Here is a 26,632-nt window from a genome sequence, read left to right as displayed (position 1 = left end):
CGCCCCGGGTACGTCAGGTGCGCGCCGGGCGTGACGATCAGTCCTGGCCGCGGCCCAGTTCGAGGAGCACGCGGGCGATCGCCTCGCCCGAGCTGCCCAGTTCACGCTCGTAGGTGCCGAGGATCTGCTCCTCGCGGTAGTACACGATGCGCGGGCCGCCGGCCCCCATCCGGGCCTTCTGGACCCGGCTGGAGATCTGGATCCGCTCCTTGATCAGTGAGATCAGGCGGCGGTCGACCTCGTCGATGTCGCTCCGGTGCGAGAGGACGGCCTGCACGGCCCGGGCGGCGTTGCCGGCGTCGCTGCGGACCCCGGTGAGCAGGCTCGTGCCGCTGATCGGACTCATGTCGACGGACATACGGAACTCCCTGGAAGGATCGGTGTGCGGTACTCGCGCAGTCCGCCGAGGGCGAGGGCGACGAGCACGTCGATGGGCACGGTGGTGGACCGCCGGGCGAGGGCGGAGCCGATGGTGTCGAGCAGCAGCCCGGCGCACAGGTCCGGCGGCAGGTCCTGCCGCACGGTCCCTTCGTCCGCGGCACGCCGGATCAGCTCGGCGACGCGGCGCTCGATGTCGGTGCGCGCCCCTGCCGCGGACCATCCGTCCGGGCCCAGGAGCAGCTGGATGCAGGGCAGTTCGCGGTCCGGCCGGTCGGGCACGGCACGTACGAACGATTCGAGCCGGCCGAACGCGGTGCGGCTCGGCGAGGCGGGGTGCAGGGCGGTGAGGAGCATGCCGTGGGCGCGGCCGAGGGCCAGCTCCAGCAGCTCTTCCTTGCTCTGCACGTGGTGGTAGAGGCTTGATTTGCGGATGCCGATCCGATCGGCGAGGAGCCCCATGCCGGACGCCGCGAAGCCCTTCTCGTTGAAGAGCAGGACGGCCTCGCCCAGCAGGGTCTCGCGGGTGTTCGGCCGGCCGTCGCTCACAGGTCCGCGAACGCTGCGCCGGGGTGCTCGACGCAGTCCGCGACGAAGCGCAGGAAGCCGCCGGCGGCGGCGCCGTCGCAGACCCGGTGGTCGAAGACGAGCGAGAGCTGGCTGATGGAGCGGGACTCGATGCGGCCTTCGATGGTCCAGGGCCGCTCGATGATCCGGCCGATGCCCAGGATGCCCGCCTCGGGGGCGTTGAGCAGCATGGAGCTGCCGTCGACGCCGAAGGTCCCGTAGTTGTTGAGGGTGAAGGTGCCGCCCGTGAGCTCGGCCGGGCCGTGGCCGCCGGAGCGGGCCCGCTCGACGAGGGCGGCGAGCTCGCGCTGGAGACCGCGGGAGGTGAGGCGGTCCGCGTCGCGGACGACGGGAACGAGCAGGCCGGCGTCGGTCTGCGCCGCGATGCCGAGGTGCACGGAGTCGTAGCGGACGATCTCGTCCTCGCGGACGGTGGCGTTGAGTTCGGGGAACAGGCGCAGGCCCGCGACGGTGAACCGGGCGAGCAGCGCGAGCAGTCCGACGCCGTCGAGGCTCCGCTTGAGCTCCAGCAGTTCGGTGGCGTCCACGTCGACCCACACGGTGGCGGTGGGAACGGCGGCGGCCTTGGTGAGCTTGCGCGCGATGGCCCCCCGCACTCCGCGCAGCGGCAGCCGGGTCTCCCCGACGGCCGGTGCCGGGGCGGCGGCCGCCGGTGCCTGTACGGCGCGGCACAGATCCCGCTGGGCGAGCGCGGCGTTGACGTCCTGCCGGGTGATGACCGCACCGGCCCCCGTCCCGGCCACGGACCCGAGATCGAGCCCGTTGGCGGCGGCCAGCGCCCGTACGACGGGCGACACGACCCGCGCGGCCCCGGGCAGGTCCTGTCCCGCGGCCGGAGCCGGCTGTCCCTCAGCCGGAGCCGGCGACGGGGCCGGAGACGGGGTCACCTGCGGGGCGGCGCCCGTGGACGGGGCCAGGGCGCGCGCCGCCGCACGGCGGCGGCGGTTGCTTCCCAGGGGCTGGGTGCCGTAGCCCACCAGGACCTTCCCCGAGCCCTCCTCGGCCGGCTGAACGGCGGCGACGGCGGCGACGACCGCGGGAGCGGCGGCGACTGCGGCGACCGTGCCGGGCGGGGCGACCGTCAGCAGGGGGCGGCCCACCTCCAGGGTGGCGCCCTCCGCCGCGTGGCGGACGGACACCGTCCCGGCGTACGGGCTCGGCACCTCCACCGTGGCCTTCGCCGTCTCGACCTCCACCACCGGCTGGTCGACGGTGACCACGTCCCCCTCGGCCACCAGCCAGCGGACGATCTCCGCCTCGGTCAGCCCCTCGCCCAGATCGGGCAGGAGGAAGTCCTGCACGGCCGCTGCCGTACTCATGCGCTCTCCCACTGAAGCTCGTCGACGGTGTCGAGGATCCGGTCGACACCGGGCAGGTGGTGCCGCTCCAACTTCGGCGGCGGATAAGGGATGTCGAAGCCGGTGACCCGGCGGACCGGCGCGTGCAGCGAGTGGAAGCACCGCTCCGCGATGCGTGCGCTGATCTCGGAGGCGACGCTCGCGAAGCCCGAGGCCTCCGCGATCACCACCGCGCGCCCGGTGCGGCGTACGGAGGCGGCGACCGTCTCCTCGTCGAACGGCACCAGGGACCGTACGTCGACGACCTCCAGGGAGCGGCCCTCCGCCGCGGCCGCCTCCGCCGCGGCCAGCGCCACCGGCACGGACGGCCCGTACGCGACCAGCGTGGCGTCCGTGCCCGCGCGGCGGACCACGGCCCGGCCGATCGGCTCGGTGCGCACCGGCAGGGACAGCGGCTCCTTGGCCCAGTACAGCCGCTTGGGCTCCAGGAACACCACCGGGTCCGGGTACTCGATCGCCTCGCGCAGCAGCGAGTAGGCGTCGGCCGCGGTCGACGGGGCCACGACCGTGAGGCCGGCGGTGTGCGCGTAGTACGACTCGGAGGAGTCGCTGTGGTGCTCGACGCCGCCGATGCCGCCCGCGTACGGGATCCTGATGACCATCGGGAGGTTCAGGACGCCCCGGGTCCGGTTGCGCATCTTCGCGACATGGCCGACGACCTGCTCGAACGCCGGCAGCGCGAACGCGTCGAACTGCATCTCGGCGACCGGCCGGAAGCCGTTCATCGCCATCCCGACGGCCATGCCGATGATCCCGGCCTCGGCCAGCGGTGTGTCGAAGCACCGCTCTTCGCCGAACTCGCGCTGCAGCCGGTCGGTGATCCGGAAGACGCCGCCGAGGGGGCCGACGTCCTCGCCCAGTACGACCACCGAGGGGTCGGCGGTCATCGCGTCGGCCAGGGCCCGGTTCAGGGCCTGTGCCATCGTCGTGCGCGCGAGCGGCGCGTCCAGCTGCTGCGGCGCGTCCACAACTGCCGTCATCGTCAGTCCTCCAGGGCGGTCTCGGCGGCCAGCAGTGCTTCCTGCTCGCTCAGCTGCGCCGAGCCCCCGCTGCGGATGTGGTGGAAGAGGGTCCCGGGCTCCGGAGGGCCGGACCGCAGGATCCGGCCGCGCAGATCGACGGCCCGGTCCTCCGCCACGCGGGCGGCGTCGGCGATGTCCGCCTCGGACAGCAGCCCCTCGGCCGTCAGGTAGCGCTCCAGCCGGGCCACCGGGTCCTTGGCCACCCAGCTGTCGGTGACGGCGGCGTCGCGGTAGCGGCCCGGGTCGTCGGCGCTGGAGTGCGGGTCCATGCGGTAGGTGTGGGCCTCGATCAGGGTCGGTCCGCCGCCCGCCCGGGCCCGTGTCACGGCCTTGCCCAGCACCGCGAGGAGCGCCGCCGCGTCGTTGCCGTCGAGCTGTTCGGAGGGGATGCCGTAGCCGATGCCCTTGTAGGCGAGCGAGGGCGCCGCGGTCTGCTTCTCCAGCGGGACGGAGATCGCGAAGCCGTTGTTCTGCACCAGGAAGACCACGGGGGACTTGAACACGGCCGCGAAGTTCAGCGCCTCGTGGAAGTCGCCCTCGCTGGTGGCCCCGTCGCCGATGAGGACGAGGGCCACGGTGTCCTCGCCCCGCAGCCGGGCGGCGTGTGCCACGCCGACGGCGTGCGGTCCCTGCGTGGCCAGCGGGGTGGCCTGCGGGGCGGTGCGGTGCAAACCCGGGTCGTAGCCACAGTGCCAGTCGCCGCGCATCAGGGTCAGGGTCTCGACCGGGTCGATGCCGCGGGCCTGGACGGCGACGCAGTCCCGGTAGGTGGGGAACAGCCAGTCGTTCTCGCCGAGCACGAGCGCCGCGGCCACCTGGCAGGCCTCCTGACCGTGCGAGGAGGGGTACACGGCGAGCTCGCCCTGCTTGGCGAGGGCGGTCGCCTGCTGGTCGAAGCGGCGGCCGGTCACCATCGCCCGGTAGGCCTTCAACAGTTGTTCGGCGCCCGGGAGTTCGTATCCCGCGTCCTGTCCGGCGGCGGTCCGCAGTCCGTCGGCGTCGATGAGCCGGACGGGATGCTCGGACGGCAGCAGCGGGTGGCGGGCCGGTGCTGCCGGCGCGGCGGGGGCGGCCGGGGCCGCTGTGGCGCCCGACCGGGCCCGGGTCCGTACGGTGCGCGGGGCGGGCTGCCGCTTCACCTCCGTTCCCGTGCCGGAACGCGTCTGTTCGACGGTGCTCACGTGTCCCCTTCTTCCTCTTGCGGTCTCCCCAAAAGCTGTCAGCCGGGGGCACCGCGCGGGGAGGTCGGCCGGCAACACTCTCGGCCGCCCGCGCGGTGCCCGGGCCACACAGCCCGGTGCCGGACACGCGGCACCGGGACGGCTGCGCAGGGCTGTTGAGGCTTTTCGGGGCCGCTGAGGCTTTTCAGGACCGCTACGGCGTGCGGAGCGGGACCGTGCGCTGCCGCTCGAGGCGACCCGCGCGGGCCCGGAGGAGGATCTCCGCCCGTGCGCCCTCGCCACGCGTCTGCAGCGTGCGCTCCTCGCTGCGGCCCGCGAAGCGGTACTCCTCGCCGCCGACGTGCACCAGCGGCAGCGTCCGGCCGCTCTCCAGCCGCAGCACCATCCGGCCGGCCGCGGGCTCGGGCGCCAGCACCGCGCGCTGGGTCGGCGCGTAGCCGTCCAGCGGGTCCGGGTGCTCGCGCAGGAGGAAGGCGGACGGCAGCTCGAAGGCCCGGGGCGGGGCCTCGAGCGCGGCCCGCCCGACCGGCCGGGGGATCCGGTTGACCAGGACGTCACCCGCCCGGAACCAGTCCCGCCAGGCCACCGGGAAGAGACGGGCGAGCGGCTCGGTCAGCAGCACGTCCAGGGCCAGGTGCACCGAGTGCTCCGAGCCTTGGTTCCGGACCTGGTGGGTCCGCGTGAAGTCACCGAACCACAGGTCACCGGGGTTCCAGCGGTGGACCTCGCCGTCGAGCAGGAGCAGGGTCTGGGCGTTGGTCTCCACCGGGACGTGCAGCCGCGCCGTTCCCCAGTACGGGCCCTGCGCGGCCTCGATGCGGCCGACCGCGCCGCTGCCGGGCGCCCGGCACAGGAACCGGGCACTGACGACCGGTGCGGGCACCGCCTTCAGGATGTAGCGGGTGTGCGGCAGCCGCTCCAGCCACGGGGTGTCGGTCCAGTCCCCGTGCGGGCCGTCCGCGGGGATGCCGGGCAGTGCCCGCCCGCCCGGTGCCCGCAGCACCAGGCTGCGCCAGTCGTCGGAGGGCGGGCAGACCCGCCGCAGCTCGGCGGCGAGCCAGCCCGCGTTGAACGACGGGGCGAGCCGGGCCGCCGCCGGCATGGCGACGGCGGCGGCCGGTCTCGTCCCGGGGCGTTCCGCGGTGAGTGTGGCGGCAGTCACGACACGGGGCCCGGACCGGCGGGGGAGGACGGCGCGTGCACGCCCCCCTCCCGCGCCGGCTGCCCGGCGACGAGCAGCTCGCGGATCAGCCCGCCGACGATGGCCGGCCCGTTGCGGGTGAGGAGCGACTCGGCGTGGAACTGCAGCGAGGCGAAGTGCGGCCCGCGCAGGGCGTGCACGTCGTCCGTCTCGGGGTCCCGGCTGAGCTCGATGACGCCGACCCCGTCGACCTCCACCTTGTCCTCGGGGGAGCGCGCGGCGAAGGTGTTGTAGAACCCGACCAGTTCGGGGGTCCCGAAGAGCTGGACCGGCTTCTGGACGCCCTGGTTCGGGGTGTCGCGGCGGACCAGCGGGAGCCCGAGGAGGGTGCTGAGCACCTGGTGGCTCAGGCAGACCGCGAAGAACGGCCGCTTCTCGTCCAGGAGCCGCCGGACGGTGCCCCGCAGGTGCGCGATCTTGGGGTCGCCGGTCTCGCGCGGGTCGCCCGGGCCGGGGCCCATCACCACGAGGTCGTAGTCGTCGATCTCGTACGGCTCGTCGAAGCGGCGCACGGTGACCGTCATGCCCAGGGAGCGCAGCTGCTGGTCGATCATCGAGGTGAAGGTGTCCTCGGCGTCCACCACCAGGATCCGCTTGCCGCTCAGCACCGGATCGTGCGCGGTGCGCAGCCGCTCCTCGGGGTCGTCGAACCAGAAGCGGGCCACGTTCTCGTTGCGGCTCTCCAGCGCGGCACGGACCTCGGGGTTCTCGCGGAAGGACACCGGTCCGCGGTCCTTGAGCGCGTCGAGCAGCGAGGCGGCCTTGGCCCGGGTCTCGGCGACCTCGCAGTCCGGATCGGAGTGGCGCACCAGGGTCGCGCCGACGCCGATGCGGACCTGGCCGGCCCCGTCGATCTCGGCGGTCCGGATCAGGATCGCGGAGTCCATCGCCCGCTCGCCCCGTTCGTCGCGGCCGATGAGCGCCAGCACGCCGCTGTAGTAGCCGCGCCCCTGGGGCTCGTAGCGGGAGATGACCCGGGCCGCGCTCTCCAGCGGGCTGCCGGTGACCGTCGGCGCGAACAGGGTCTCGCGCAGGATCTCCCGCGGGTCGCGCGTGGTGCGGCCCGAGATGAAGTACTCGGTGTGCGCGAGGCGGGCCATCTCCTTGAGGTGGGGTCCGGTGACGATGCCGCCCGCGTCGCAGATGCGGGCCATCATCTTGAGTTCCTCGTCGACGACCATGTACAGCTCGTCGGCCTCCTTGCGGTCGGCGAGGAAGTCGAGGATCTCGGGTACGGAGGGGCCCTGGGCGGGGTAGCGGTACGTTCCGCTGATCGGGTTCATCACTGCGGTGCCGCCGTCGAGGCTGACGTGCCGCTCGGGGCTCGCGCCGACGAGGGTCCGCTCACCGGTGTGGACGATGAACGTCCAGTAGGCCCCCGTCTCCGCGCTCAGCAGCCGCCGGTAGAAGGCGAGCGCGTGGCGCGGCGAGTAGTCGGAGATGTCGGCGACGAAGGAGCGGCGGATGACGAAGTTCGCGCCCTCGCCCCGGCCGATCTCGTTGTCGATGATCTTCCGGACGGTGTCGGCGTACACCTCGTCGGTGACGTCGAAGACGCCCTCGGAGACGTCCAGCGGCAGGTCGGGCAGCAGCGACAGGCCCGTCGAGAGGGGCAGTTCGTACTGCTCCTCGACGAGCAGCGACAGCAGCGGGGCGCCGTCGTCGGGGGCGTGGAACCCGCGCTCGGCGAGCTGCCGGTACGGGATCAGGGTCAGCACCTCGTGCCCGGGTCCGGCGGCGCCGTCCTCGGCGAGCGGGATGCCGGCCAGGTTCTCGTACTCCGCGACCGTGCCGGTCAGCACCTCCAGCCGGCCGGGTCCGGCCGACTCGGGGCGGTGCAGCACGGCGAAGGCGGGTGGATGCTCCCCGGTGATCCGGTGCAGCAGCCCGGTCGCGAGGGCGGTCCGGCCGGCCTGGTCCACGGTGTCGTCGTGGTCGGTCATGCGGTGATCTCCTTGGTGGTGGTGACCGCGGCACAGCGCTGGGCCGCGTACTCCAAGGTCATCCGGTGGTGCTCCTCGGAGAAGTCGGCGATGGCGTCGGCGACGAGGAACGGCTGGATGTCGTTGGTGAACGCCTCTAGCACGCTGGCCAGCACACCCACATGCGCGTAGACACCGACGGTGATCAGCTGGTCGCGGCCCTGGGCCCGCATCTGTTCGAGCAGGTCGGTACGGAAGAAGGCGCTGTAGCGCCACTTGGTGAGCACCCGGTCGCCGGGTCGCGGAGCCAGCGGCTCCACCACGTCCCGGTCGACCGGGTCGGTCCGCATGCCCGGCCCCCAGAAGTCGCGCAGCAGGCCGCGCTCCTTCTCGGTCATCCCGCCGGGCTGGGCGGTGTAGTACGTCGGCACGCCGCGCTCGGCGCAGAACTCGCGCACCTGGACGGCGTTGGCGACGACTTGTTCGCGCAGCGGGCCGGGCAGCGGGTTGAGGAAGTACCGCTGCATGTCATGGATCAGCAGGACCGCCCGGTCCGGGTCTACCGACCAGGCAGCGGTGTTCTCGGGCAGATCGCCCGACGTCGGCAAGGGGTAGGAGCTGATGGTCGGGATCCCGGCCATGGACGTCCTCTCGTAACTGGGCGGACTGGTGGGGCGCCGCGTGTGCGATCGGCGGCGAGCCCGGCCGGGGCCGGACGTCCGCCCTGGTGCGGCACCGGGAGGGTGCGATCCGGCGGCCTCGCCGGTCGCGGGTGCTATGCGCCGAGCGAGGCGCCTCCGTCGACCGTCAGGACGTGCAGGGTGATCTGCTCGGCCTCGTCGGACAGCAGGAAGGCGACGGCGTCGGCGATGTTGTCGGGCTGGGCGATGCGGCCCAGCGGAATGCCGATGCGGAAGGCCTGCGGGCTGCCTTCGAGGGTGCCCCGGGAGGCCGACTCGTCCGGCCACATGGAACGCAGCATCGGGGTGTCGGTGGATCCCGGCGCGACGATGTTGCAGCGGATCCCGTACCGGGCGACCTCCAGGCCCAGCGACTTGGTGAACATCGCGGCGGCGGCCTTGGAGGCGGCGTAGGCGGCCATGTCGGAGCGCGGGACCGCGGCCGCGTTGGACGCGACCGTGACGAGGGCGCCCCGGTTGCGGGGCAGCATCCTGCGGGTGACCGCGCGGGAGAGGTGGAACACCCCGTCCACGTTGACCCGGAAGGTGGTGTGCCAGTCCTCGTCGCTGTAGTCGACGACCTTGCCCAGGCGCAGCACGCCGGCGGAGTTGACCAGGTACTCGATCGGCCCGAGCTCTTCCTCGACCCGGTCCACGGTCTCCTCGACGGCCTCGCTGGAGGTGACGTCGGCGGGATGGGCGACCACGCGTGGCGCACCGTCCGGCCGCTGGCCGAGTTCTGCGTCGAGCTCCTCGTTCAGCTCCTTGACGGCCCATCCGAGCGGGTCCGGGTACCGGTCCACCGCGGCGACCAGCACCCCGGACCGGGCCAGGCGCCGGACGACACTGCGTCCGATTCCTCCTGCCGCGCCCGTGACGACGGCGACCTTCTCCTCCATGCTTCCCCTCCTTCGTTCTCGTTCCCGGCGTTCTGGTTCCCGGATCCTCCGGGAGCCGGTTCTGGGGCCCAGGGGCCGCCGCGCACCGTCCGGGCGTGAGGCCCGGGCGTGAGGCCCGGGCGTCACTTCTGCCAGGCGGTCACGACCGAGATGGCCTGCGCCGGGTTCAGCCGGGGGTCGCAGAAGCTCGTGTACGTCCGGCCCACCCGGTGGTTCGCGGCCTCGTTCGGCACGCACTCCGTGACGTCGTCGGGGGTGGTCTCCAGGTGGAGGCCGCCCGCCACGCCGCCCACGGACTCGACGGCGAACTGGAAGGCCTGCACCTCGCGCTTCACGGTCTCGATGTGCCGGGTCTTGTGGCCGCTCGGCGTGGACACGGTGTTGCCGTGCATCGGGTCCGACAGCCAGATGACCGGGTGGCCGGCCCGGCGGACCGCCTCGACCAGCGGCGGCAGCGCGTCCACGATGGCCTCGGAGCCCATCCGGCTGATCAGCGTGAGCCGGCCCGCCTCGCGCTGGGGGTCCAGGGTCCGGCACAGGGCCAGCAGTTCCTCCTCGGTCATGGAGGGGCCGACCTTGCAGGCCACCGGATTGGAGACCTCGGCCAGCAGCGCCACGTGCGCTCCGTCCAGTTGGCGGGTCCGCTCGCCGATCCACGGGAAGTGGGTCGAGGAGAGGTACGTACCGCCCTCGCCGTCCGCGCGCAGCTGGGGCAGCTCGTAGTCCAGCAGCAGCGCCTCGTGGCTCGTCCACACCTGGGGTTCGAGCGCGGGCCGGGACGGGGATACCGGCCCCTGCCAGCCCAGGTGCTTCGTGATCTCGCTGGCGGCCATGTAGCCGACGAGCATGCGCAGCGGGTCCGGGCGCCGGGATTCGGCGTCGGCCTCCGGGGCGTTGACCAGGTGCCCGCGGTAGACGGGGAGTTCGACGCCGTCGATCATCTCGGTGCCGTTGGAACGCGGCTTGGCGAACTGGCCCGCCATCCGGCCCACCCGGACCACCGGCTTCTGCGTGATCATCTTGAAGGCGCCCGCGACCAGGTCCAGGACGGCCGTCTTGCGGTGCACGTCCCCCGCGGTGCTCTCGTCGGGGTCCTCGGCGCAGTCGCCGGACTGGACCAGGTGGGCCTCGCCCCGCGCCACCGCGGCGAGGGCGGCGCGCAGGGCGCGCACGTCCTGGGCACGCACCAGCGACGGCCGTCCGGCCAGCTCCCGGCGCACCACGTCGACCTGGGCGGGGTCGTCCCATTCGGGCTGCTGCAGAGCCGGCTTCAGTCGGATGTCGAGCGTGATGTTGTCCACGGGTTTCTTCCTGATGAGTAGGTGTCGGGGCGGGCGGTCACGCGGGAGCCAGACCCCACCCGAGGTCGTCCCAGAAACGCAGTTGGCGCTGTTTGCCCAGGTCGCCGATCACGGCGGCGGGCGCGTGCGCGCCGTGCCCGCCGAGGATCAGGGCGGTCGGCCGGCCGGGCGAGAACCTCGGCCAGGCGGGGGCGCCGGGGCTCGCGGGCACGCCGGTGCGGGCGAAGGAACCGACGAGGTCCGCGAGGATCCCGGCGATCTCGCGCTCGGCCGGCCCGTCGCCGAACTCGGCCACGTGCTCGGGCCGTCCGTGGGTGCCGAAGAGGAATTTGGACGTCGCCTCGTGGGGCGTGCCGAAGTAGGGGGCGCGTACCGGATGCGCGAACTCCATGACGTACGAGGGGGAGCGGCCCGCCCGTGCGTGGCGTTCGGCGGTGCGCAGCACGGGGTGCCGGAAGAAGGCGTCGCCCCAGATCTCCGTCCAGAGGTCGAGGGGCCGCGCGGGGCGCCCCTCGGCCAGGGCGGCCTCCCGGTAGACCGCGACGCACCGCTCGGCGAGCGGGGTACCGGCGCCGGGCAGGCCGTACCGCAGGAAGTCGTGGACGAGGGAGGTGAGTTCGCCCTCGTCGGCCGGGGCCGGGGGCGCCAGGGGGGTGGGTGCGGACGGCCCGGTGAAGAAGGCGCCCTCGGTACGGGTGTGCACGGACAGGACCGGCAGGTCGGGGGCGGGCCGCTCGTGGCCGAAGGCCGGCAGCCAGTCGCCGTCGATCACCGGACCGCGGAACGCGCGGCCGGAGGCGACGATCCGCTCCTCGGTCCGTGGTCCGGTCAATTCCGCCCAAGCAGCCGCCAGTTCGGCGGCAGGCACCTCGCGCAGTCCCGGGACCGTGGTGGCGAACCTCGCGGCGAGCGCGGCGTGGACGCTGCGGGCGTCCTCGGCGGTGAACGCGAGCGCGGGCTCCCACTGGTGGGCGGCGCTGATCGCGACGAGGCGCCGGATCAGCCGGCGCGTGTCGGGCAGCAGGGCGAGCTGGTGGGCGGACGCCCCGCCGGCCGAGGTTCCGACGAGGGTGATGTTGCCGGGGTCACCGCCGAACGCGGCCGCGTTGTCGTGCACCCACTGCACGGCGGCCGCCTGGTCCTGGAGTCCCCAGTTGGAGAAGGAACCGGTCTCCGGGTCGGTCAGCTCCTCGTGCAGGCCGAAGCCGAAGACCCCGAGGCGGTAGTTGAAGGTGACCACGACGGCGTCGGTGCGCGCGGCGAGCCAGGAGCCGTCGAAGGTGGGCAGGTTCCCGGATCCGGCGATCCAGGCTCCTCCGTGCACGTAACAGAGCACCGGCCGGGAGCCGGTGGTGGCGGGGGTCCACACATTGGCGTGCAGGGCGTCCTCGCTGCCCGCTCCGGTGGGCTGGCAGAAGGGCGGGCCGTAGGCGGTGGCGTCCCGCACCCCGGTCCAGGGCACGGGCGGCCGCGGCGAGGCGAAGCGCAGCGGGCCGACGGGGGGCGCGGCGTAGGGGACGCCGCGGAAGGCGAGCACGCCCGCGCCCGCGGAGCCGCGGACCTCGCCCGCGGTGGTACGGGCCCGGGGCGGGCCGGCGGCTGCCCGGGTGTCGGCTCGGGTCGGGGTCCCAATCCCAATCCCGGTCCCAATCCCGGCCTCGGCCGCGGTCTCGACCCGGGTCTCGGCCGGCGCGGCGTACACGGTTGCCATGTCAGGCCTCCTGGCGGGCGCGGGCGAGGGCCCGGGCGAACCAGGCGGTGCGGGCCGCCTGGAACCGGACGGCGGCGACGGCGTCCTCGTGGACGGTGCCGGGATCGGCGCCGGAGGCGGTGTGGGTGCCGTAGGGGTTCCCGTTCTGCGGCAGGTAGAGCACCGGGTGGGCGGAGCCCATCGGGATGACGGCGGCGCCCCAGTGGCAGATCACGTTGTGCAGGGACTGGATCGTGTTGTCCAGCCCGCCGTTGCGGGAGGACCCGGCGACGAAGGCCGAGGCGGCCTTGTGGACGAAGGCGCCCGCGTGCGAGAGGTGGGGGGTGGTGTTGACGAACTCCAGCAGCGGCGCGGCCGGCAGGCCCCAGTGCGAGGGGCTGCCCAGCAGGATGCCGTCGGCCCACTCCAGGTCCTCGGGGGTGGCGTCGGGGGTGCCGGGCTCGCGGCCCGCCTCGGGGGTACCGGGCACCGCGCGGAGTCGGACCTCCGCACCGGCCTCGCGTGCCGAGGCCGCCGCCTCCTCGGCCAGTCTGCGGACCGTACCGGTGGCGGAGTAGTAGATCACGGAGACGGTGGTCATGCCCGGAGTACTCCCTCGACAGCGATGGAACCGGTTCCGCCGGTCAGGTCCGCGGCGGGCGGTGAGTCCTGTCGATCGTGTGCTGGGGCGGGGAGCGCCACCAACGTGCCCGGGGGCTTTCCGTCAAGTGTTCGAGCAGTGCGTCAGGTCCCGGGTCCGAGACTGCTACTGCCCGTCTGAGCAGGGCAGTTGACGCCACAGGGCGGTCTTCGGGGTCAGGCTGCCCGGGGATCCGGGGCGCCGCCCATGAGGACGGTACGACGCACGGCGCGCAGGGCCGAGGCGGTGCTCCGCCCGCCCTCCGCGTCCAGCGTGGCCACCAGGGAGTGCAGGCCGCGCAGCGACCCGACGCGGCGCCCGGAGCGGCGCAGGGCGGCGAGGTAGGGCTCGTTGGGGTGCTCGCGGCCGTTGTGCCGGGCGAGCAGGGCCGAGAGCTCCGTGAGCAGCTCGCGGTGGCGGCCGAGGGCCAGTCCGGCCTCGACCCACTGGCCGAGCACGGCGAGCCGCGTCTCCTCCAGGACCGCGATGCGTTCGCCGAGCCAGGCTCCCGCCTCGACTCCCGCGAAGGCGGGGCCCGTCCACAGGTCGAGGGCACCGCGCAGCCGGCGGGCGGCCGTGGCGAAGTCGCCGCGGGACATGGCCCGGTAGCCGGCGCCCGCCTCGCGTTCGAACTCGTGGAGGTCGCAGCGGCCGCCTCCGGTGTCGAGAAGATACCCGCCGGGTACGGCCGGCAGCACGGTGTCGAGGGTGCGTACCGCACCCGGTCCGGCGTCGAGGGCGCCCGCGAGCTGCTCGCGCAGCACGCGGACCGCGGCGTGGGCCACGGCCCGGGTGTGTTCGGGCGGGGCGCAGTTCGTGAGCTCTTCGGCCAGTACTGACACGGGTACGACCTGGTTGGCGTGGGCGGCGAGGACCGCCAGTACGTGCCGGGTCTCCGGGGTGGGCGCCACGATGGGCACACCGTTCTCGGTGACGCGCAGCCCTCCGAGTACGTCGATGTCCACAGTTCTCTCCCTGGGCAGGCAGGGTCAGCGATGCTGACCCTGGAAAGAATAGTACCCGGAAGAATGTTTTGCACGTGCGCGAATACCCGGATCTTCGCCGGCCCCTCGAAAAACGTTCCGGACATGCGGAAACCCCGGACGGGAGACCCCGTTTCGGGGTTCTCTCATCCGGGGCATCCGGTACATCCGGGGCATCCGCCCGGCGCTCAGGCGCCGCGCTGCTCCACCTGTGCAGCCACCTGCGCGGCTGCCGGGGCCACACCGGACGCGCAGCCGACCGTGCACGGGTGCGTACCCTGCGGTCCGTACAGCGCGCGCGCTCCACGGCCCGGGGCCGTGTCCAGCCGGATGGCCAGTGACGGCACCACCACGTTCGGCATCACGTGCGTGTACAGCGCCGAGACCTGTTCGTCCAGGTCCAGGCCGATCATCTGCGACATCAGGTTGAGCCCCGCGTAAGACCCCACGATCAGCTGCGATGCCACCGTGGGATCCACGTTCGGCAGCAGCTCGCCGCGGGACTTGGCCTCCGTCATCAGGGAAACGTGGAGTTTGATCCACGCGTCGTAGGGCGCGGCCCGGTCCAGAGTCAGGTTCGTCTGGTCCAGCGTGAGCCGTGCGCTCGCACGCATCAGCGGATCGTGCATCAACCGGTGCGAGAACACCATGCCGATGTCCACGAACGCCTGCACTTGCAACTCCTGGGGCACGACGCTCGGGGCCGACGCCACCTGGGCGTCGATCACCGCTTGCGCGAGATGTTCCTTGGAGTCGAAGTGGAAGTAGAGCGCGCCCTTGGTGACGTTGGCGATGCTGACGATGTCGGTGAGTTTGGCCTGTTCATAGCCGCGCTCCTCGAACACCACTGCGGCCGCCTCCAGGATCGCCTGGCGGGTGCGGACCGCCCGGTCCTGCATGACGAGGGGTCGCTCTGTTCCCATGTGGTGTGTGCCTTTCCGTGACCCCGCCCGTCGTTCCGTTGTATTGACTTGCCCCGCAGCCGGCGGGAGGGCCGGTCTTCTCCCCGCCGCCAGCACCCACGGGCCGCTATACATGCCCGGGGGTTCGTTCTTGTGAGTACCATTTTCACACCATGGAGAACCCGCCGTCCACCGGCACCGTCACACCCGTGACGAATGACGCCTTTCCGCTGCACAGCCAGGCAGCGGCCTCGGCGATCTCGGCCGGCTCCGCGGTGCGCGCCTGGGGCGTCCCCGCGTGGAGCTCGGCCTCGATGCCCGGGACGGCCGCGAACCATTCCTCGACCACCTCGGTCCGGGTGGTGCCCGGCGCCACGCTGTTGACCCGGATGCCCCGGGCCGCGTACTCGGCCGCGGCGGCCTTGGTCAGGCCGATGACCGCGTGCTTGGCCGCGACGTAGGGAGCGGCCACCGGGGTGGCCAGCAGGCCGCCGACACTGCTGTTGTTGACGATCGACCCGCCGCCGGTCTCCAGCATCGCGGCGATCTCCGGGCGCAGGCAGTTCCACAGCCCGCGCACGTTGACCTCCATGATCTCGTCGTACAGCTTGTCGTCCATCTCGTGCAGCGGCGTCCGCCCGACGCCCCAACCGGCGTTGTTGAAGGCGCAGTCGAGCCGGCCGAACTCCTCGACCGCGCGGGCCACGGCCGCCTCCGCATCGGCCCGGCGGGTCACGTCCGTCACCACGTACGCCGCCTGCGCGCCGCCCGCCCGCAGTTCCTCGGCCAGCTCCCTGATCCGCTCCTCGCGGCGTGCGGCGAGCACGACCCGTGCGCCCTCCCGCGCGAACACCCGGGCGGCCGCGGCTCCTATGCCACTGCTCGCCCCGGTGATCAGTGCGACCTTGCCCTCCAGCAAACCGTGACCCCGCATCGCCATTCCTTCCATCGATTGGCCCCCTGCTCCGGTATGCCGGCAGCTCAGGCAGCGTAGGCACTGCGGGAGCAGGCCGCGGACGCGGCCTCGGCGTCCACCCTGCGCAGCAGGTGCTCGTCGATCTCGCCCAGCGAGCCGACCACGTGCCGCACCCCGGCCTCGCGCATCTGCTGCCGCTGGAAGCCGTGCTCGAAGGTGCTCGGGTGGCCGATGAACGCCGTGCCCAGTCCGAGGGCCACTTCACCGACCCGCGCCACGTCGTCCACGAACAGCGCCTCCGTGTGGTCGAGGCCGAACCAGTCGGTGGTGATCTCGTGGACGCCCGGCCGGAACTTGTCCGTGCTGATGTATCCCGGGCCGTCGAAGAGGTGCGCGAGGTGGCCCAGGTGGCGGTCGAAGTGCTCCTTGCCGAGGCCCCCGTAGCAAACGGTGCGCAGCCCGAGGGCCCGCAGCCGGTGCAGCAGTTCCTCGACCCCGTCCATCACCCGCAGCGGGTGCTGCTCCAGGTAGGCGTCCCGCTCCTCGAAGTAGACCTTCAGCACCCGCTCCGGGGTCCAGTCCAGTCCTGCCGCCCGAGCCGCGGCCTGGGCCGCGATCGACCGCACCTGGGAGAAGATCCCGCGCTCCACCTCACCGTCGTAGGAGCCGCCCCGGCTCGTGACGAACCCGTGGATGACCGGGCTGAAGGTGTCGTTCAGAAGGACCCCGTCGATGTTCAGGGCTGCGAGCCGCAGGTGCTGCAGGGACTGCATGGCGCTCCGATCGGGCGGGGGAGGGCCGGTACGACGAATTTGGGACAGATGCGGTGCGCGGAGTGGCAGGCCCCCCTAAAAATACCTACCAGTACGCACTCGTGTCCGGGACTCGAAAGATACCGGACGTTCGCTCGAGAGTGCCACCCACCCCCCTCCCGGCCCGTGTCAGGGCCCGTTCATGTGCCGTGTGCGAGCTGGGCGTTCTTCGCAAGATGGTGCGATGACACCATCCCGGCGTATGGCCTGCGTCACTCCCTCGGGACGGATGGAGATCTTTAGGCGAGGATCTCCCCGAGCAACCAAACCCGTAAGTACGTACTTTGCGGGCGGTGGAAGTATGTTGTATCCGGCCATGATGACGAGGGGGACTTCATGATCACGACTTTGGAAGCGGCGGACCGCATCACCACGTCTGCTCACACCGAGTGCTGCGCGTGTCCGGCCCAGTCGGACGACCAGCTGACGACGACGGTTCCGAGAGCGCTCGTACACCGTGCCGCCGTGGCCGAGGTCTTCCTGACCGGTATGTGCCGCCCCGCGGAGGACCGCTTCCACATCCGTGCCCAGTGGCCGCGCGGACACAGCTTCTTCACCCCCATCGCGGGCACCCACTACGACCCGATGCTGATCGCCGAGACCATCCGGCAGGTCGGCTCGTACGTCGCGCACGAGACCTTCGGCGTGCCGCTCGGGCACCAGTTCCTGCTCTGGTCGCTGGAGTACTCCACCGTCCCCGAGCACCTCGTCATCGGCAGCGCCCCGGCCAGCCTCGACCTGACCGTCACCTGCCCCGAGATACAGCGCCGGGGGAGCAGGCTCACCGGGCTCGTCTACGAAGTGGTCGTCCGCCAGGAGGACCGGGTCGTCGCCACCGGAAGGGTCGGCTACACCGTCACCTCCCCCGCCGTCTACCAGCGCCTGCGTGCCGAACAGCTGGCCAACCGGCCCGTGTCCGCGCTGCCGCCCGCCCCGCTCGCGCCCCCGCAGGTGGGCCGGCTCTCGCCCTTCGACGTCGTCCTGGCCGGCTCCTCCCGTCCGGGAGTCTGGGAGCTGCGGTACGACACCCGGCACCCGGTCCTCTTCGACCACGCCAGCGACCACCTGCCCGGCATGGTCCTCCTCGAGGCCGCCCGCCAGGCCGCGCTGGTCCTCAGCGGCGAACCCGAGGCCGTCCTCCCGGTCTCCGTCACGAGCACCTACCAGCGCTATGCCGAGTTCGGCAGCCCCCTGATGATCCACGCGGAGCCCGCCGACTCGGACCTGAGCGACAGTGCGCGCCGGTCGTTCAAGGTGACGGGCATCCAGGACGGGGAGCAGGTCTTCGAGGCCGTCGTGAGCACCGAACGCGTCGATTCCGGCCTGCAGGGATTCTGACCTCCACGGCCGCCCGTCCGGACACCGGCCGCACGCCGTCCGCACGCGGAAGGCATTTCCCGGGCATTCCGGTGCGGTTCGGATGGGGATCGCGTTGAACATGGGGCGGAGTTCGACTTCCGCCGCATTCCTCGGCATGTCCGAACAGGGTGATACGCGAACTTGACGTACCTGTGCCCGACGGCTTGCCCGTACACGGGGGTGCTCAGCAGCCTTGGGGAGGCTGTCCGGCGGTCAGCTGCTCGTCGAGTTGGTACAGATCACCAACAGCGGGCATGCCGAGGTACGTTCGCCGGCCCTGGCCGAATATAGGAGGTATCTTCTGATGTCGGATGTATCGGCCTCGGACAGGAAATCGGCCGGGGTCCCCAGAACCGTAATAGCGGCAACGACTCCGACGCACACTCTGACGGACGAGGAGCGTGCCGAGCAATTCCCCTTCGGAAAAAACTTGGTGATTCTGGCCGTCGCCGCAATCATCGTCGTCAGCCAGGGATACGTGGCGATCCCCCTGATGTCGGAGATCGGCGGCGCCTGGGGGGTGTCGCAGAGCTCCGCGACATGGGCGACCACCGCGTTCTCCTTCGCCTACGCGTGTGCTTCGCTGGCGAGCGGTTCCCTGTCGGAACGCTACGGCCGCCGCGTGGTGATCGTCGGGAGCATCGCCGCCATGGCCGTGGCGACCGCGCTCGTGCCGCTCTCGGGCGATCTCGTGACCGGCTGCCTGCTGCGCGTCCTGCAGGGCGCGATGGCCGGCGTGTTCACGCCGGTGGTCTACATCTACCTGAGTGAGAGGGTCCCGGCGCGACGCCTCGCACTGGCCCTGACCGTGGTGTCCTGTGCCCTGGGCGTGGCACTGATCGTGGGCCAGGTCCTGGGGCAGGTCCTGGGATCCTCGCTCGGCTGGCGCTCGGTGTTCTGGGTGGTGGCACCGCTGCTGGCGCTCGTGGCGGCGGCTGCCTGGCGGGTCATGTCGCCCGACACGGCCAAGGACCTGACGGCCGGCGGAGCCAAGGGCCCCGGCGCCCTCAGCGTGCTGCGCAACGGCTCGCTCCTCGCGCTCTTCGTGGCCTCCCTGGCCGTCCTCGGCAGCCTCACCGCGATCTACACCGGTGTGCAGCTCTACGGGCCGGCTGAAGTGGTCGGGAACCACGACACCATGCTGGCCCTTCGCGCGAGCGCGCTGCCCGCGATGGTCGGCGCCGTCCTGCTCGCGCCGGTCATGGGGCGCATCTCCGCACTCACCAGGACGGTCATCGGATTCGCCGGCGGGGCCGTCGGACTGCTCGGCGCCGCATTGTTCGCCGACTCCGTGATCGGCCTCGGCATTTCTCTCTTCATCTTCGTGCTGGCGATTTCCACGGTCAGCCCGGCCCTCGTCCAGGCCGTCGGAAGCGGCGCGGGGCCCGCACGGGCGACGGCCACCGCCATTTACAGCTTCATTCTCAATGTCGGAGTCGCCGTGGGTGCTCAGCTCCCGCAGGCCATGGCGGATCTGTCCAACCTGGCGCTGTTCCTCGCGGTCGTCATGGTCATCGGCATCGGCCTCGTATGGGTGGCCGCCCGATCCTCTCGGAGCCGCGCGACCGCATAGTGCGCGCCCGTCGAGGGGCGCGGGGACGTGACGCGGAAAGTGAAGGGGGGTGGTTGTTTTTCTCCATAGATTCCTTCGGGTCTGATGTTTGTCAAAAGCGGCATCCACTGCACGGGCCGCGCATAGACAGAATGTATAGAGGGAGATATCAGTGACCACGCAAGACCAGTCGGCTCCGGAACTCATCCACGTCGCTCAGGGCGAGGGCGACACCAGGTGGGTATTCCGTGACCACTACACCTTCAAGGCGGAGAAGCAGGACACCGGCGGCGCGTTCGGCCTGCTGGAAGTGATCCTCTACCCCGGTTCGGGTGCCCCGCCGCACACGCACCACGGCGAGGACGAGGCGTTCTACCTCATCGAAGGCAGCCTGGAACTCCGCTGGGAAGGCCGTGTCGAGACGGCCGGGCCGGGATCCTTCGTGTTCCTGCCGCGCGGCAAGGCCCACACCTACAGCGTCATCGGCGACACGCCGGTCAAGATGCTGGCCTGGTACACGCCGGGCGGCACCGAGGGCTACTTCAAGAAGCTGGGCATCTCCGCCGCCAACGGGGAGCCCCGTCCGCCGGCCGAGCAGTTCGAGATCGACGCCCAGACGGCCAGCAAGGTCGCCCTGGAATTCGACGTCATCCGCTAGACCGGTTCAGCCATCGGACTCTTCGGCGATCGAGCCGAATGCCCGATGACCTAGGTTGACCCGTCGATCATGGTTGGTGATGTGGACCAACCATGATCGACGCTGCCCCCTTCAGGGTCTCCCAGCCGACTGCACACAGGGCGGCGGTGCGGAGTGGCCGGTCACCGGCTGAGAGGGCACCTCGGGCAGGTCCGTTCTCGCTTGCGCAAGGCGCTGTGTCATTGGGGCCCGCAGGCCACCCGCCGCCCCGCCGCCTCCACGACACATTCGAGAGGCTTCACCATGAACCACGACGCGCTGCCGTCTCCGCCCGGATCCGAACCGGAGTGGGGGGCCGAACTCCTCGACCTGGACGCCTACCTGGCGCGCATCGGCTACGAGGGCCCCCGTACGGCCACCGTCGAGACGCTGCGGGGCCTGCACCGTGCCCACCTCGCCGCCATCTCCTTCGAGAACGTCACCATAGCGCTCGGCGAACCCGTCGACATCGGTGTCGAGGCCATCCAGGACAAGATCGTGGGCGCCGGGCACGGCGGGTACTGCTACGAGAACAACCTGCTGTTCGCCGCCGCACTGGAACGCCTGGGCTTCCCCGTCTCCCGCCTCCTGGCGCGGGTGCGCCGGGGCGTCGCTCCCATCCGCTGGCGTTCGCACACCGTCCTGCTGGTGGAAGCCGGCGGCGAAGTGTGGCTGGCGGACGTCGGTTTCGGCGACGAGGGGCCGCTCGAGCCGGTCCGCTTCCAGGCCGGAGCGGAGCTCGAGGTCGGTGCCTGGTCCTGGCGCCTCGACCAGGAGGGTCCCGACTGGATCCTGCGCAGCCTGCACGCCGACGGCTGGTTCGACGTGTACGCCGTGCGCCTGGAGCGACAGCACCCGGTCGACTTCCAGGTGGCCAACTACTACTCCTCCACCAACCCCCGCTCGCCGTTCGTCACCAACCTGGTGGCTCAGCGGCCCGAGGACCAGGTCCGCTACAGCCTGGTGAACCGGGTCCTGTCGACCCAGTTCCCGGACGGCCGCAAGGACGTTGCCGAACTCAGCGGTGACGAAGTGGTGCGGACCCTGCGCGACACGTTCCTCGTCGCCCTCACCGACGACGAGGCCAAGCTGCTGCGGGACCGCCCCTGATCCGGTGGTGAGCCGGCCAGGCCCCCGTGAGTCGCTTGCCGCATCACTTCACGGGTGCCGGGTGCCGGGTGCCGGGTGCCGGTCCCGGGTGCCGGTCGGCCGCGGCCCGCTGTCGGTTGTGGATGACAGCGGGCCGCGGCCGCGGGCGCTCCGTGCGCGGCGGCGGGCTTCAGCGGGCCGCGTTGCCGAGCACCTTGGCCGGGGTGACGCGCAGGACGACCCGTACGTTCTCGGCGGGGGCCTCCGCGTAGGCCCGGCCCGCGCCGGGTCCCTCGTACTCCTCCGCGATGCGGACCGCGACGGCCCGCCCGGTGTCCTCGGTGACGGTGGCGGTGCCGCGGATCTCGGCGTAGAGGAAGGGGTTGGCCAGGTCGAAGACCGTCAGCCCGATCCGGGCGTCGCGCACGATGTTGCGCTCCTTGCGGCGGCCGCGCTCGGTGGAGATCAGGATCTCCTCCCCTTCCCGGGTCACCCACACCACCGAACTCTGCGGGCTGCCATCGGGGTTCAGTGTGGACAGCACCGCCGGGTGCGGTGCGTCGAGAAGCTTGCGTACCGTGTCGTTCAGCAGAAGAGTCATGGGCGAAACGGTAGTGGGGGCGCCGGGGCGGCCGCGTGCGGTCGGTGCGGACGCGGGAGACTAGGGCAGGTCGCCCGGTGCGGTTCGCGAGCAGGCTGCGCGGGGTGCTGGACGCCGTACTGCGCGTCGCCGCCACGGCACCCTTCGACGGAGACGACGACCTGCCCGTCGACACCGTGCGGGCGATTTCCACGGCCGCATCGACCTGGAGACCGGCGAGATCGGCGACACCGACACCTGGCGCTGAGCCGCGCGGTAGCCTCCCCGCCGGGAGAGGGGTGGGGCGGGGTGTCCTTCGCGGAGTTGCAGGTGTGTGCCGTCGAGGCGGCCGATGCCGCGGGCGGCGTGTGCGTGGTGCGGTGCATCGGCGGGGTGGCGCGGGCCGGGCAGGTGTACGCCGTGGGGGAGCTGCGGATCGGGCTGCGGCGCATCGAGCGGTACGGGCGCGCCGTCGGGTTCTTCGACGCCGGGCACGTGGCGAAGGTGCACCTCACCGGGTCCGTGGTCGCTCTGCTCGCCCGGGGGCAGGTGCTGACGTACGTACCGCCCGACGGGCACGCGCTGGCCGAACTGGAGGCGTGGCTGGCCACCGGCCCCCCGCTGCTGGAGGAGCCGCACCCGGAGCAGCTGAGGTCCTTGGCGACGAGCCGGATGCAGGACGGGGAACTGCCCGACGGGGTCCGGCTCCGCTGGGGCCGGGTCGCGCTGGCCGCCCTCGACCGGGCGGACCGGCCGGAGGAACGGCCGTACGTACGGAGCTACTTGCTCCGGTGCTTCGGCCCCGGCGGGGACGGGGACCCGGACCGCGACCCCGCCGCCCTGTGCCGGGACGTACTGGCCCTCTTCGAGCTGACCCCGGAGCAGGCGGCCGAGCAGGCCCCCGGATGGCGGGACCTGCCGCGCCCCGCCATCCTGCGGCTGCGCCGCATCAAGAACCTGCTGCTCTGCACGGAGCCGGCCCGGCCGTACCTCGCGGCGACCGACCCCCTGGCGGTGGCGGTGGATGCCTGGGCGGCGGTCCGGCCGGGGCTTCCCTAGCGCGCCGGGGGTCGGCCGTCGGCAAGTGCCGTGCGTCGGCAAGTGCCGCCCGTCAGCAGGTGTCCTCGCCCTTGATCAGGCACTTCTCCGCCCACTGGCCCAGCTCCGTGAGCGCGGGCTTCAGCGCGGCGCCCCGCTCCGTCAGCCGGTAGGCCACCCGCAGGGGCGGGCCTTCGTCCACTTCGCGCAGGACGAGGCCGGCGGCTCCGAGCTCGACCAGGCGGTCGGACAGCATGCGTTCGCTGATCCCGGTGATGGACCGGCGCAGATCGGCGAAGTGGACCGGGCCCTCCAGGAGCGATGCCACGATCACGCCGGTCCAGCGCTTTCCGAGCAGCCCGAAGACCTGCGTGATGCCGTCGCTCACCCGGCTGCAGGCCTCCGTGTCCTGGTGCTTTCCCTTGTCCGCCATGGCTCCAGGGTACTACCCCCGATTTAGGGGATGAAAAAAAGTAAGTACCTGTGTTATTACTAGTGACGTACGGAAAAACGCACTCCCAGGAGGTTCCCATGGCCACGCTTCTGCACCTCGACTCGTCCCTGAGCCCCGCCGAGGGTTCCACCTCGCGTGCGGTGACCGCCGCCTTCCGCAAGGCCTGGCAGGAGCAGAACCCCGACGGCACCGTCGTCTACCGCGACCTCGCCGCCGCCCCCGTCCCGCACCTCGGCACCCTCGCCGCGTTCGCCGCCTTCACCGACCCCGCCACCCACGGCCCCGAGCAGGCCGCGGCCTTCGCCGAGCGGGTGAAGCTGGTGGAGGAGCTGGAGCAGGCGGACGCCGTGCTGATCGGCGCCCCGATGTACAACTTCTCGATCCCCTCGACCCTGAAGGCGTGGCTCGACCAGGTCATCGTGATGGGCCGCACGGCCGGCCCCGAGTCGCCCCTCAAGGGCCTGCCGGTCACCGTCGTCGCCAGCCGCGGCGGCTCCTACGCCGCCGGCACGCCCCGCGAGGGGCTGGAGTACGTGCAGAACTACCTGGACGGGCTCCTGACCTCCATGTTCGGCGCGGAGGTCGACTTCATCGTCCCCGAGCTGACCCTGGCCGCGAGCAACCCGGCGATGGCCGAGCTCATCCCGCTCGCGGAGGCCTCGTACGCGAAGGCGCTCGCGGACGCGGAGTCCAAGGGCAAGGTCTTCGGGGCGCCCGTCGCTTCGGCCGCCTGAGGTCCGAGCCGTGACGGGCGCCACAACCCGGTGGTGTCCCGAGCGGTGATCGGCAAGGCTGGGGCGCATGGTTTCGGTAGTGCAGAACGTGGCGATCGACTGTGCGGACGCCTATGGGCTGGCCCGCTTCTGGAGCGGAGTGACGGGCCGCCCGGTGGATCCGGACGCCCGCCCGGGTGACCCGGCGACACAAGTACTGCTTGCGCAGGGCCCGGCGCTGTACTTCAACCAGGTGCCCGAGGCCAAGACGGTCAAGAACCGCATCCACCTGTGCCTGCGCCCCGAGACCTCGCGCGAGCAGGAGGTCGACCGGCTCCTGGGCCTCGGCGCCGTACTGGTCGCCGATCGCCGCAACCCCGACGGCTCGGGCTGGGCCGTCCTCGCCGATCCCGAGGGCAACGAGTTCTGCGTCCTGCGCAGCGAGTCCGACAAGGCCGCCATGGACTCCTGACCGGGCGCGCTCTCGCCTTCAGCGCCGCAGACCGAGCAGCATCACGTCACGCAGGTCCGCGTCCGCGGACCGGGGCCGACCCTCGCCGATCTTGCGGTATCCCCACGCCCGGTAGGCGGCCGAGGCCGTCGTGGCCCCCGGGTGGACGTTCAGCAGCACCCGCTCGGCACCGATGCCGCCGAGCAGCGCCGTGTGCAGGCTCCGGGCGACACCCTGCCCGCGCCACGGTGCGCGCACGGCGAGTTCCAGGAGCCCGAAGGTGCGGTGGCCGTCCTCGCGGCGCATGGCGTCGGACACGGGCTCGGTGAGTTCGTCCCACCACACCGCGTCGGCTGCGAGCATCCAGCCGTAGGCCATGCCGACCGGTTCGCCCTCCGGGGTACGGGCCAGGGCCGCGCGGAAGCCGAGCCTGCGCGTCTGCGCGGGGAAGTGGAGGAAGGCGGCGGCGACTTCCTCCTCGGTCTCCTCGTACGGAGGCTCCGCGAACGCTTCGGCGTAGATCAGCCGGAACGCGTCCGCGGCCCGCAAGGCGGCCGCGCCGTCCATGTGCTCCACGTGCTCCACCATGATGGTCCTTTGCCGCGTCATGTCTGCCAGGGGATGTTGCGCCAAGGGCTCGCCGGGTCGGTGACCAGGGTGAGGTGGGTGGCCAGCACGCCCGTGTACCACTCGCCGAACTCCTCCTCGTCGAAGTGCAGGCAGCGCCCCAGGGCGTACCCGGCGGAGAACTCCTCCCACGAGCGGTACGAGGCCCTCGCCGCCTCCCCGGCGCGCAGTACGCCGTGCTCCGCGTCGGCCAGGGTTCCGTAGCGGGTCCCGAGGCCCCAGCGGGCCATCTGTGAGGCCCGGCCCTGGTCCCAGCCCTCCACCGAGCGGACCCAGCCGTCCTCGGGGAGCAGCCCGTCGGCGCGGAAGCGCTGTTCGTAGCGGGCGATCCGGCCGATCAGCCGCTGTACGCCCGCCACCTCGCCCTCCACCTCGGCGGTGGGGCGGGGCGCGGCGACGGTGACCCCGTCGGGGGTGAGCTGCGGTTCGGCGGCCCGTTCGGCGCTGCGGCGCAGGGCGGAGGCGGCGGCGTGCCGCCAGTGCTCCACGTCCACGGGGCCGGCGAAGTCGGAGGCGAGGAGGCGGCGCACGCGCAGCGCGAACTCCCAGACGGGGCTGACGACCTCGGTGGCGAGCAGGCGGCGCAGGGTGTCGTGCCACTCGGTGGCGCCGGTGATGCCCCAGCCCTTGCGCAGCCTTTCGCGCTCACGGGTGTAGCCGTTGCCGTGGTAGGCCAGCGCGTTCCAGAACTCCCCGTTGGAGACGGCGAGATGGGCTCCGACGGCGAGTCCGTGCGCGACCGGCCCGTGCAGCGGGCCGCCGACGTGCAGGGAGTGCACGGCTCCGGGGGCGAGGCCCCAGACCGGGGCCGCGGCGTCCCAGTGGGCGCGCCAGCGGGCGAGGTCGGCGGGGGTGGTGGTGAGGTAGGCCTCGGAGGGGGAGCCGGGGTTCACGGCGAGGTGCGGGGGGTCCGCGGAGTCCCAGGCGTTCGCGAACCAGGCCAGTGACCTGGGCAGGTAGACGGTGTGCGGGTCGGGGACGGGCAGCATCCCGCGGGTGTGGACGACGAGGCAGCGCCGGTCCGGGGTGGGGTGGAAGCGGGCCGTCGTGGGCTCGGCGTCGACCTGGGCCCGGGACTGCGGCAGGAACAGCTCGCTCCGGGCGAGGGCGTCCAGGTACCCCGCCCAGTCCCCGCGCGCCTTGGCCTCGTACAGCTCGCGCTCGATGGAACTCGGCGCCGTCCACCCATCCATGTGGATCACCCTAACGGGGGGACTCGCGCCCTCCGCCGTGGGCCAGCTCCGCCCACACCGTCTTGCCGACGATCCGGTCCGTGCACCCCCAGTGCGCGGAGAGGGCCTTGACGATGTGCAGCCCGCGCCCGAACTGGTCGTGGTCGGCGACCGCCGCTCGCGGTTCGGGGCGGCGTTCTCCTTTCGGATCGGTGACCTCGATGCGGAGCACTGCTCCGGTGAGGCTGACCTCGACCCGGAAGTACCGGTCCCAGACCGAGCCGTGCAGCAGCGCGTTCGTGGTCAACTCGCTGGTCAGCAACGCCGCGTCCGCCGCGAGCTCGGGCCGCCCCCACGCCACGGCGAGCCATGCGGTGTGCCGGCGGGCGGTGGGTACGGAGTCCTGGCGGGGCGGGTAGTTCCGTACGTCGTGACGGTCCATGGTGCA

The 26,632-nt window shown here is 72.2% G+C and carries 28 protein-coding genes; 7 read left to right on the top strand and 21 right to left on the bottom strand.

Annotation, left to right across the window (positions count from 1 at the left end; all coding sequences use genetic code 11):
* Window positions 1–37: 37 nt before the first annotated feature.
* From ACFYM0_RS15425 to ACFYM0_RS15350, 16 genes are all read right to left on the bottom strand, one after another.
* The gene (locus tag ACFYM0_RS15425; protein WP_388501174.1) at window positions 38–358 is read right to left on the bottom strand and encodes a chorismate mutase; all 321 of its coding nucleotides are present in this window, start codon (window positions 356–358) and stop codon (window positions 38–40) included.
* Window positions 343–927, bottom strand: coding sequence for a TetR/AcrR family transcriptional regulator (locus tag ACFYM0_RS15420; protein ID WP_327253950.1), 585 nt, complete (start codon window positions 925–927; stop codon window positions 343–345). Before ACFYM0_RS15420 ends, ACFYM0_RS15425 begins: the two co-directional genes overlap by 16 nt.
* Window positions 924–2,285: a dihydrolipoamide acetyltransferase family protein gene (locus ACFYM0_RS15415; RefSeq protein ID WP_388501171.1), complete on the bottom strand. Its 1,362-nt coding sequence runs from the start codon at window positions 2,283–2,285 to the stop codon at window positions 924–926. The genes ACFYM0_RS15420 and ACFYM0_RS15415 overlap by 4 nt, the downstream gene beginning before the upstream one ends.
* Window positions 2,282–3,304, bottom strand: a complete 1,023-nt coding sequence (locus ACFYM0_RS15410; protein WP_388501168.1) for an alpha-ketoacid dehydrogenase subunit beta — start codon at window positions 3,302–3,304, stop codon at window positions 2,282–2,284. The genes ACFYM0_RS15415 and ACFYM0_RS15410 overlap by 4 nt, the downstream gene beginning before the upstream one ends.
* Window positions 3,305–3,306: 2 nt before the next feature.
* On the bottom strand, window positions 3,307–4,527 hold the full coding sequence (locus ACFYM0_RS15405; RefSeq protein WP_388501165.1) for a thiamine pyrophosphate-dependent enzyme: 1,221 nt from the start codon (window positions 4,525–4,527) through the stop codon (window positions 3,307–3,309).
* A 193-nt stretch (window positions 4,528–4,720) separates the two neighbouring features.
* Window positions 4,721–5,689, bottom strand: a complete 969-nt coding sequence (locus ACFYM0_RS15400) for an aspartyl/asparaginyl beta-hydroxylase domain-containing protein (RefSeq protein WP_388501162.1) — start codon at window positions 5,687–5,689, stop codon at window positions 4,721–4,723.
* Window positions 5,686–7,671, bottom strand: a complete 1,986-nt coding sequence (locus ACFYM0_RS15395; RefSeq protein ID WP_388501160.1) for an anthranilate synthase family protein — start codon at window positions 7,669–7,671, stop codon at window positions 5,686–5,688. The genes ACFYM0_RS15400 and ACFYM0_RS15395 overlap by 4 nt, the downstream gene beginning before the upstream one ends.
* The gene (locus ACFYM0_RS15390; RefSeq protein WP_388501158.1) at window positions 7,668–8,291 is read right to left on the bottom strand and encodes an isochorismatase family protein; all 624 of its coding nucleotides are present in this window, start codon (window positions 8,289–8,291) and stop codon (window positions 7,668–7,670) included. Before ACFYM0_RS15390 ends, ACFYM0_RS15395 begins: the two co-directional genes overlap by 4 nt.
* A 134-nt stretch (window positions 8,292–8,425) precedes the next feature.
* Window positions 8,426–9,229, bottom strand: coding sequence for a 2,3-dihydro-2,3-dihydroxybenzoate dehydrogenase (locus ACFYM0_RS15385; RefSeq protein WP_388501156.1), 804 nt, complete (start codon window positions 9,227–9,229; stop codon window positions 8,426–8,428).
* 122 nt (window positions 9,230–9,351) lie between these two features.
* A complete protein-coding gene (locus tag ACFYM0_RS15380) occupies window positions 9,352–10,530 on the bottom strand; it encodes a 3-deoxy-7-phosphoheptulonate synthase (RefSeq protein ID WP_388501154.1) in 1,179 nt (392 codons plus the stop codon).
* Window positions 10,531–10,567: 37 nt separating this feature from the next.
* On the bottom strand, window positions 10,568–12,241 hold the full coding sequence (locus ACFYM0_RS15375; protein ID WP_388501152.1) for a carboxylesterase/lipase family protein: 1,674 nt from the start codon (window positions 12,239–12,241) through the stop codon (window positions 10,568–10,570).
* A 1-nt stretch (window position 12,242) separates the two neighbouring features.
* Entirely contained in the window at window positions 12,243–12,821 is a 579-nt protein-coding gene (locus ACFYM0_RS15370; protein ID WP_388501149.1) for a flavodoxin family protein, read from the bottom strand.
* 215 nt (window positions 12,822–13,036) lie between these two features.
* A complete protein-coding gene (locus tag ACFYM0_RS15365) occupies window positions 13,037–13,825 on the bottom strand; it encodes an AfsR/SARP family transcriptional regulator (RefSeq protein WP_327253960.1) in 789 nt (262 codons plus the stop codon).
* A 206-nt stretch (window positions 13,826–14,031) separates the two neighbouring features.
* Complete coding sequence (locus ACFYM0_RS15360) at window positions 14,032–14,766, bottom strand: ScbR family autoregulator-binding transcription factor (protein ID WP_388501146.1); 735 nt, start codon at window positions 14,764–14,766, stop codon at window positions 14,032–14,034.
* A gap of 145 nt (window positions 14,767–14,911) precedes the next feature.
* Window positions 14,912–15,685 carry a glucose 1-dehydrogenase gene (locus ACFYM0_RS15355; RefSeq protein WP_388501723.1) on the bottom strand — a complete coding sequence of 258 codons (774 nt, stop codon included), beginning with the start codon at window positions 15,683–15,685 and terminating at the stop codon, window positions 14,912–14,914.
* Window positions 15,686–15,726: 41 nt separating this feature from the next.
* A complete protein-coding gene (locus tag ACFYM0_RS15350; RefSeq protein WP_388501144.1) occupies window positions 15,727–16,434 on the bottom strand; it encodes an HAD family hydrolase in 708 nt (235 codons plus the stop codon).
* Window positions 16,435–16,809: 375 nt separating this feature from the next.
* On the opposite strand from ACFYM0_RS15350, the gene ACFYM0_RS15345 reads away from it, so the two are divergent.
* The 4 genes from ACFYM0_RS15345 to ACFYM0_RS15330 all read left to right on the top strand — a co-directional run bounded on the left by ACFYM0_RS15345 (window position 16,810) and on the right by ACFYM0_RS15330 (window position 21,170).
* Entirely contained in the window at window positions 16,810–17,811 is a 1,002-nt protein-coding gene (locus tag ACFYM0_RS15345) for a ScbA/BarX family gamma-butyrolactone biosynthesis protein (protein WP_388501141.1), read from the top strand.
* Between the two features lie 454 nt (window positions 17,812–18,265).
* Complete coding sequence (locus ACFYM0_RS15340; RefSeq protein WP_388501720.1) at window positions 18,266–19,405, top strand: MFS transporter; 1,140 nt, start codon at window positions 18,266–18,268, stop codon at window positions 19,403–19,405.
* A gap of 151 nt (window positions 19,406–19,556) precedes the next feature.
* Window positions 19,557–20,042, top strand: a complete 486-nt coding sequence (locus ACFYM0_RS15335) for a cupin domain-containing protein (protein ID WP_388501139.1) — start codon at window positions 19,557–19,559, stop codon at window positions 20,040–20,042.
* A gap of 282 nt (window positions 20,043–20,324) precedes the next feature.
* Window positions 20,325–21,170, top strand: a complete 846-nt coding sequence (locus ACFYM0_RS15330; protein WP_388501137.1) for an arylamine N-acetyltransferase — start codon at window positions 20,325–20,327, stop codon at window positions 21,168–21,170.
* 169 nt (window positions 21,171–21,339) lie between these two features.
* Here the strand turns inward: ACFYM0_RS15330 and ACFYM0_RS15325 are convergent, their stop codons facing one another.
* Entirely contained in the window at window positions 21,340–21,750 is a 411-nt protein-coding gene (locus tag ACFYM0_RS15325) for a PPOX class F420-dependent oxidoreductase (RefSeq protein WP_388501135.1), read from the bottom strand.
* Between the two features lie 288 nt (window positions 21,751–22,038).
* On the opposite strand from ACFYM0_RS15325, the gene ACFYM0_RS15320 reads away from it, so the two are divergent.
* On the top strand, window positions 22,039–22,788 hold the full coding sequence (locus tag ACFYM0_RS15320; RefSeq protein WP_388501132.1) for a hypothetical protein: 750 nt from the start codon (window positions 22,039–22,041) through the stop codon (window positions 22,786–22,788).
* 52 nt (window positions 22,789–22,840) lie between these two features.
* Here the strand turns inward: ACFYM0_RS15320 and ACFYM0_RS15315 are convergent, their stop codons facing one another.
* A complete protein-coding gene (locus ACFYM0_RS15315) occupies window positions 22,841–23,200 on the bottom strand; it encodes a helix-turn-helix domain-containing protein (RefSeq protein ID WP_327253971.1) in 360 nt (119 codons plus the stop codon).
* A gap of 98 nt (window positions 23,201–23,298) precedes the next feature.
* Between ACFYM0_RS15315 and ACFYM0_RS15310 the strand changes: the two genes are divergently transcribed.
* Window positions 23,299–23,955, top strand: a complete 657-nt coding sequence (locus ACFYM0_RS15310; protein ID WP_388501130.1) for an FMN-dependent NADH-azoreductase — start codon at window positions 23,299–23,301, stop codon at window positions 23,953–23,955.
* 67 nt (window positions 23,956–24,022) lie between these two features.
* The gene (locus ACFYM0_RS15305; protein ID WP_388501128.1) at window positions 24,023–24,406 is read left to right on the top strand and encodes a VOC family protein; all 384 of its coding nucleotides are present in this window, start codon (window positions 24,023–24,025) and stop codon (window positions 24,404–24,406) included.
* A gap of 18 nt (window positions 24,407–24,424) precedes the next feature.
* Here the strand turns inward: ACFYM0_RS15305 and ACFYM0_RS15300 are convergent, their stop codons facing one another.
* From ACFYM0_RS15300 to ACFYM0_RS15290, 3 genes are read right to left on the bottom strand one after another with little or no spacing between them, the layout of a single operon-like run.
* Entirely contained in the window at window positions 24,425–24,994 is a 570-nt protein-coding gene (locus ACFYM0_RS15300) for a GNAT family N-acetyltransferase (RefSeq protein ID WP_388501126.1), read from the bottom strand.
* A complete protein-coding gene (locus ACFYM0_RS15295; RefSeq protein WP_388501124.1) occupies window positions 24,991–26,205 on the bottom strand; it encodes a DUF1266 domain-containing protein in 1,215 nt (404 codons plus the stop codon). Before ACFYM0_RS15295 ends, ACFYM0_RS15300 begins: the two co-directional genes overlap by 4 nt.
* Before the next feature lie 10 nt (window positions 26,206–26,215).
* A complete protein-coding gene (locus tag ACFYM0_RS15290) occupies window positions 26,216–26,626 on the bottom strand; it encodes an ATP-binding protein (protein ID WP_388501122.1) in 411 nt (136 codons plus the stop codon).
* Window positions 26,627–26,632: the final 6 nt, after the last annotated feature.

This window comes from Streptomyces sp. NPDC006487 (assembly GCF_042870555.1).
Lineage (GTDB): Bacteria > Actinomycetota > Actinomycetes > Streptomycetales > Streptomycetaceae > Streptomyces.
Note: the sequence above shows the minus strand (reverse complement) of the source record. Positions and strands in the feature narration are given on the sequence as shown.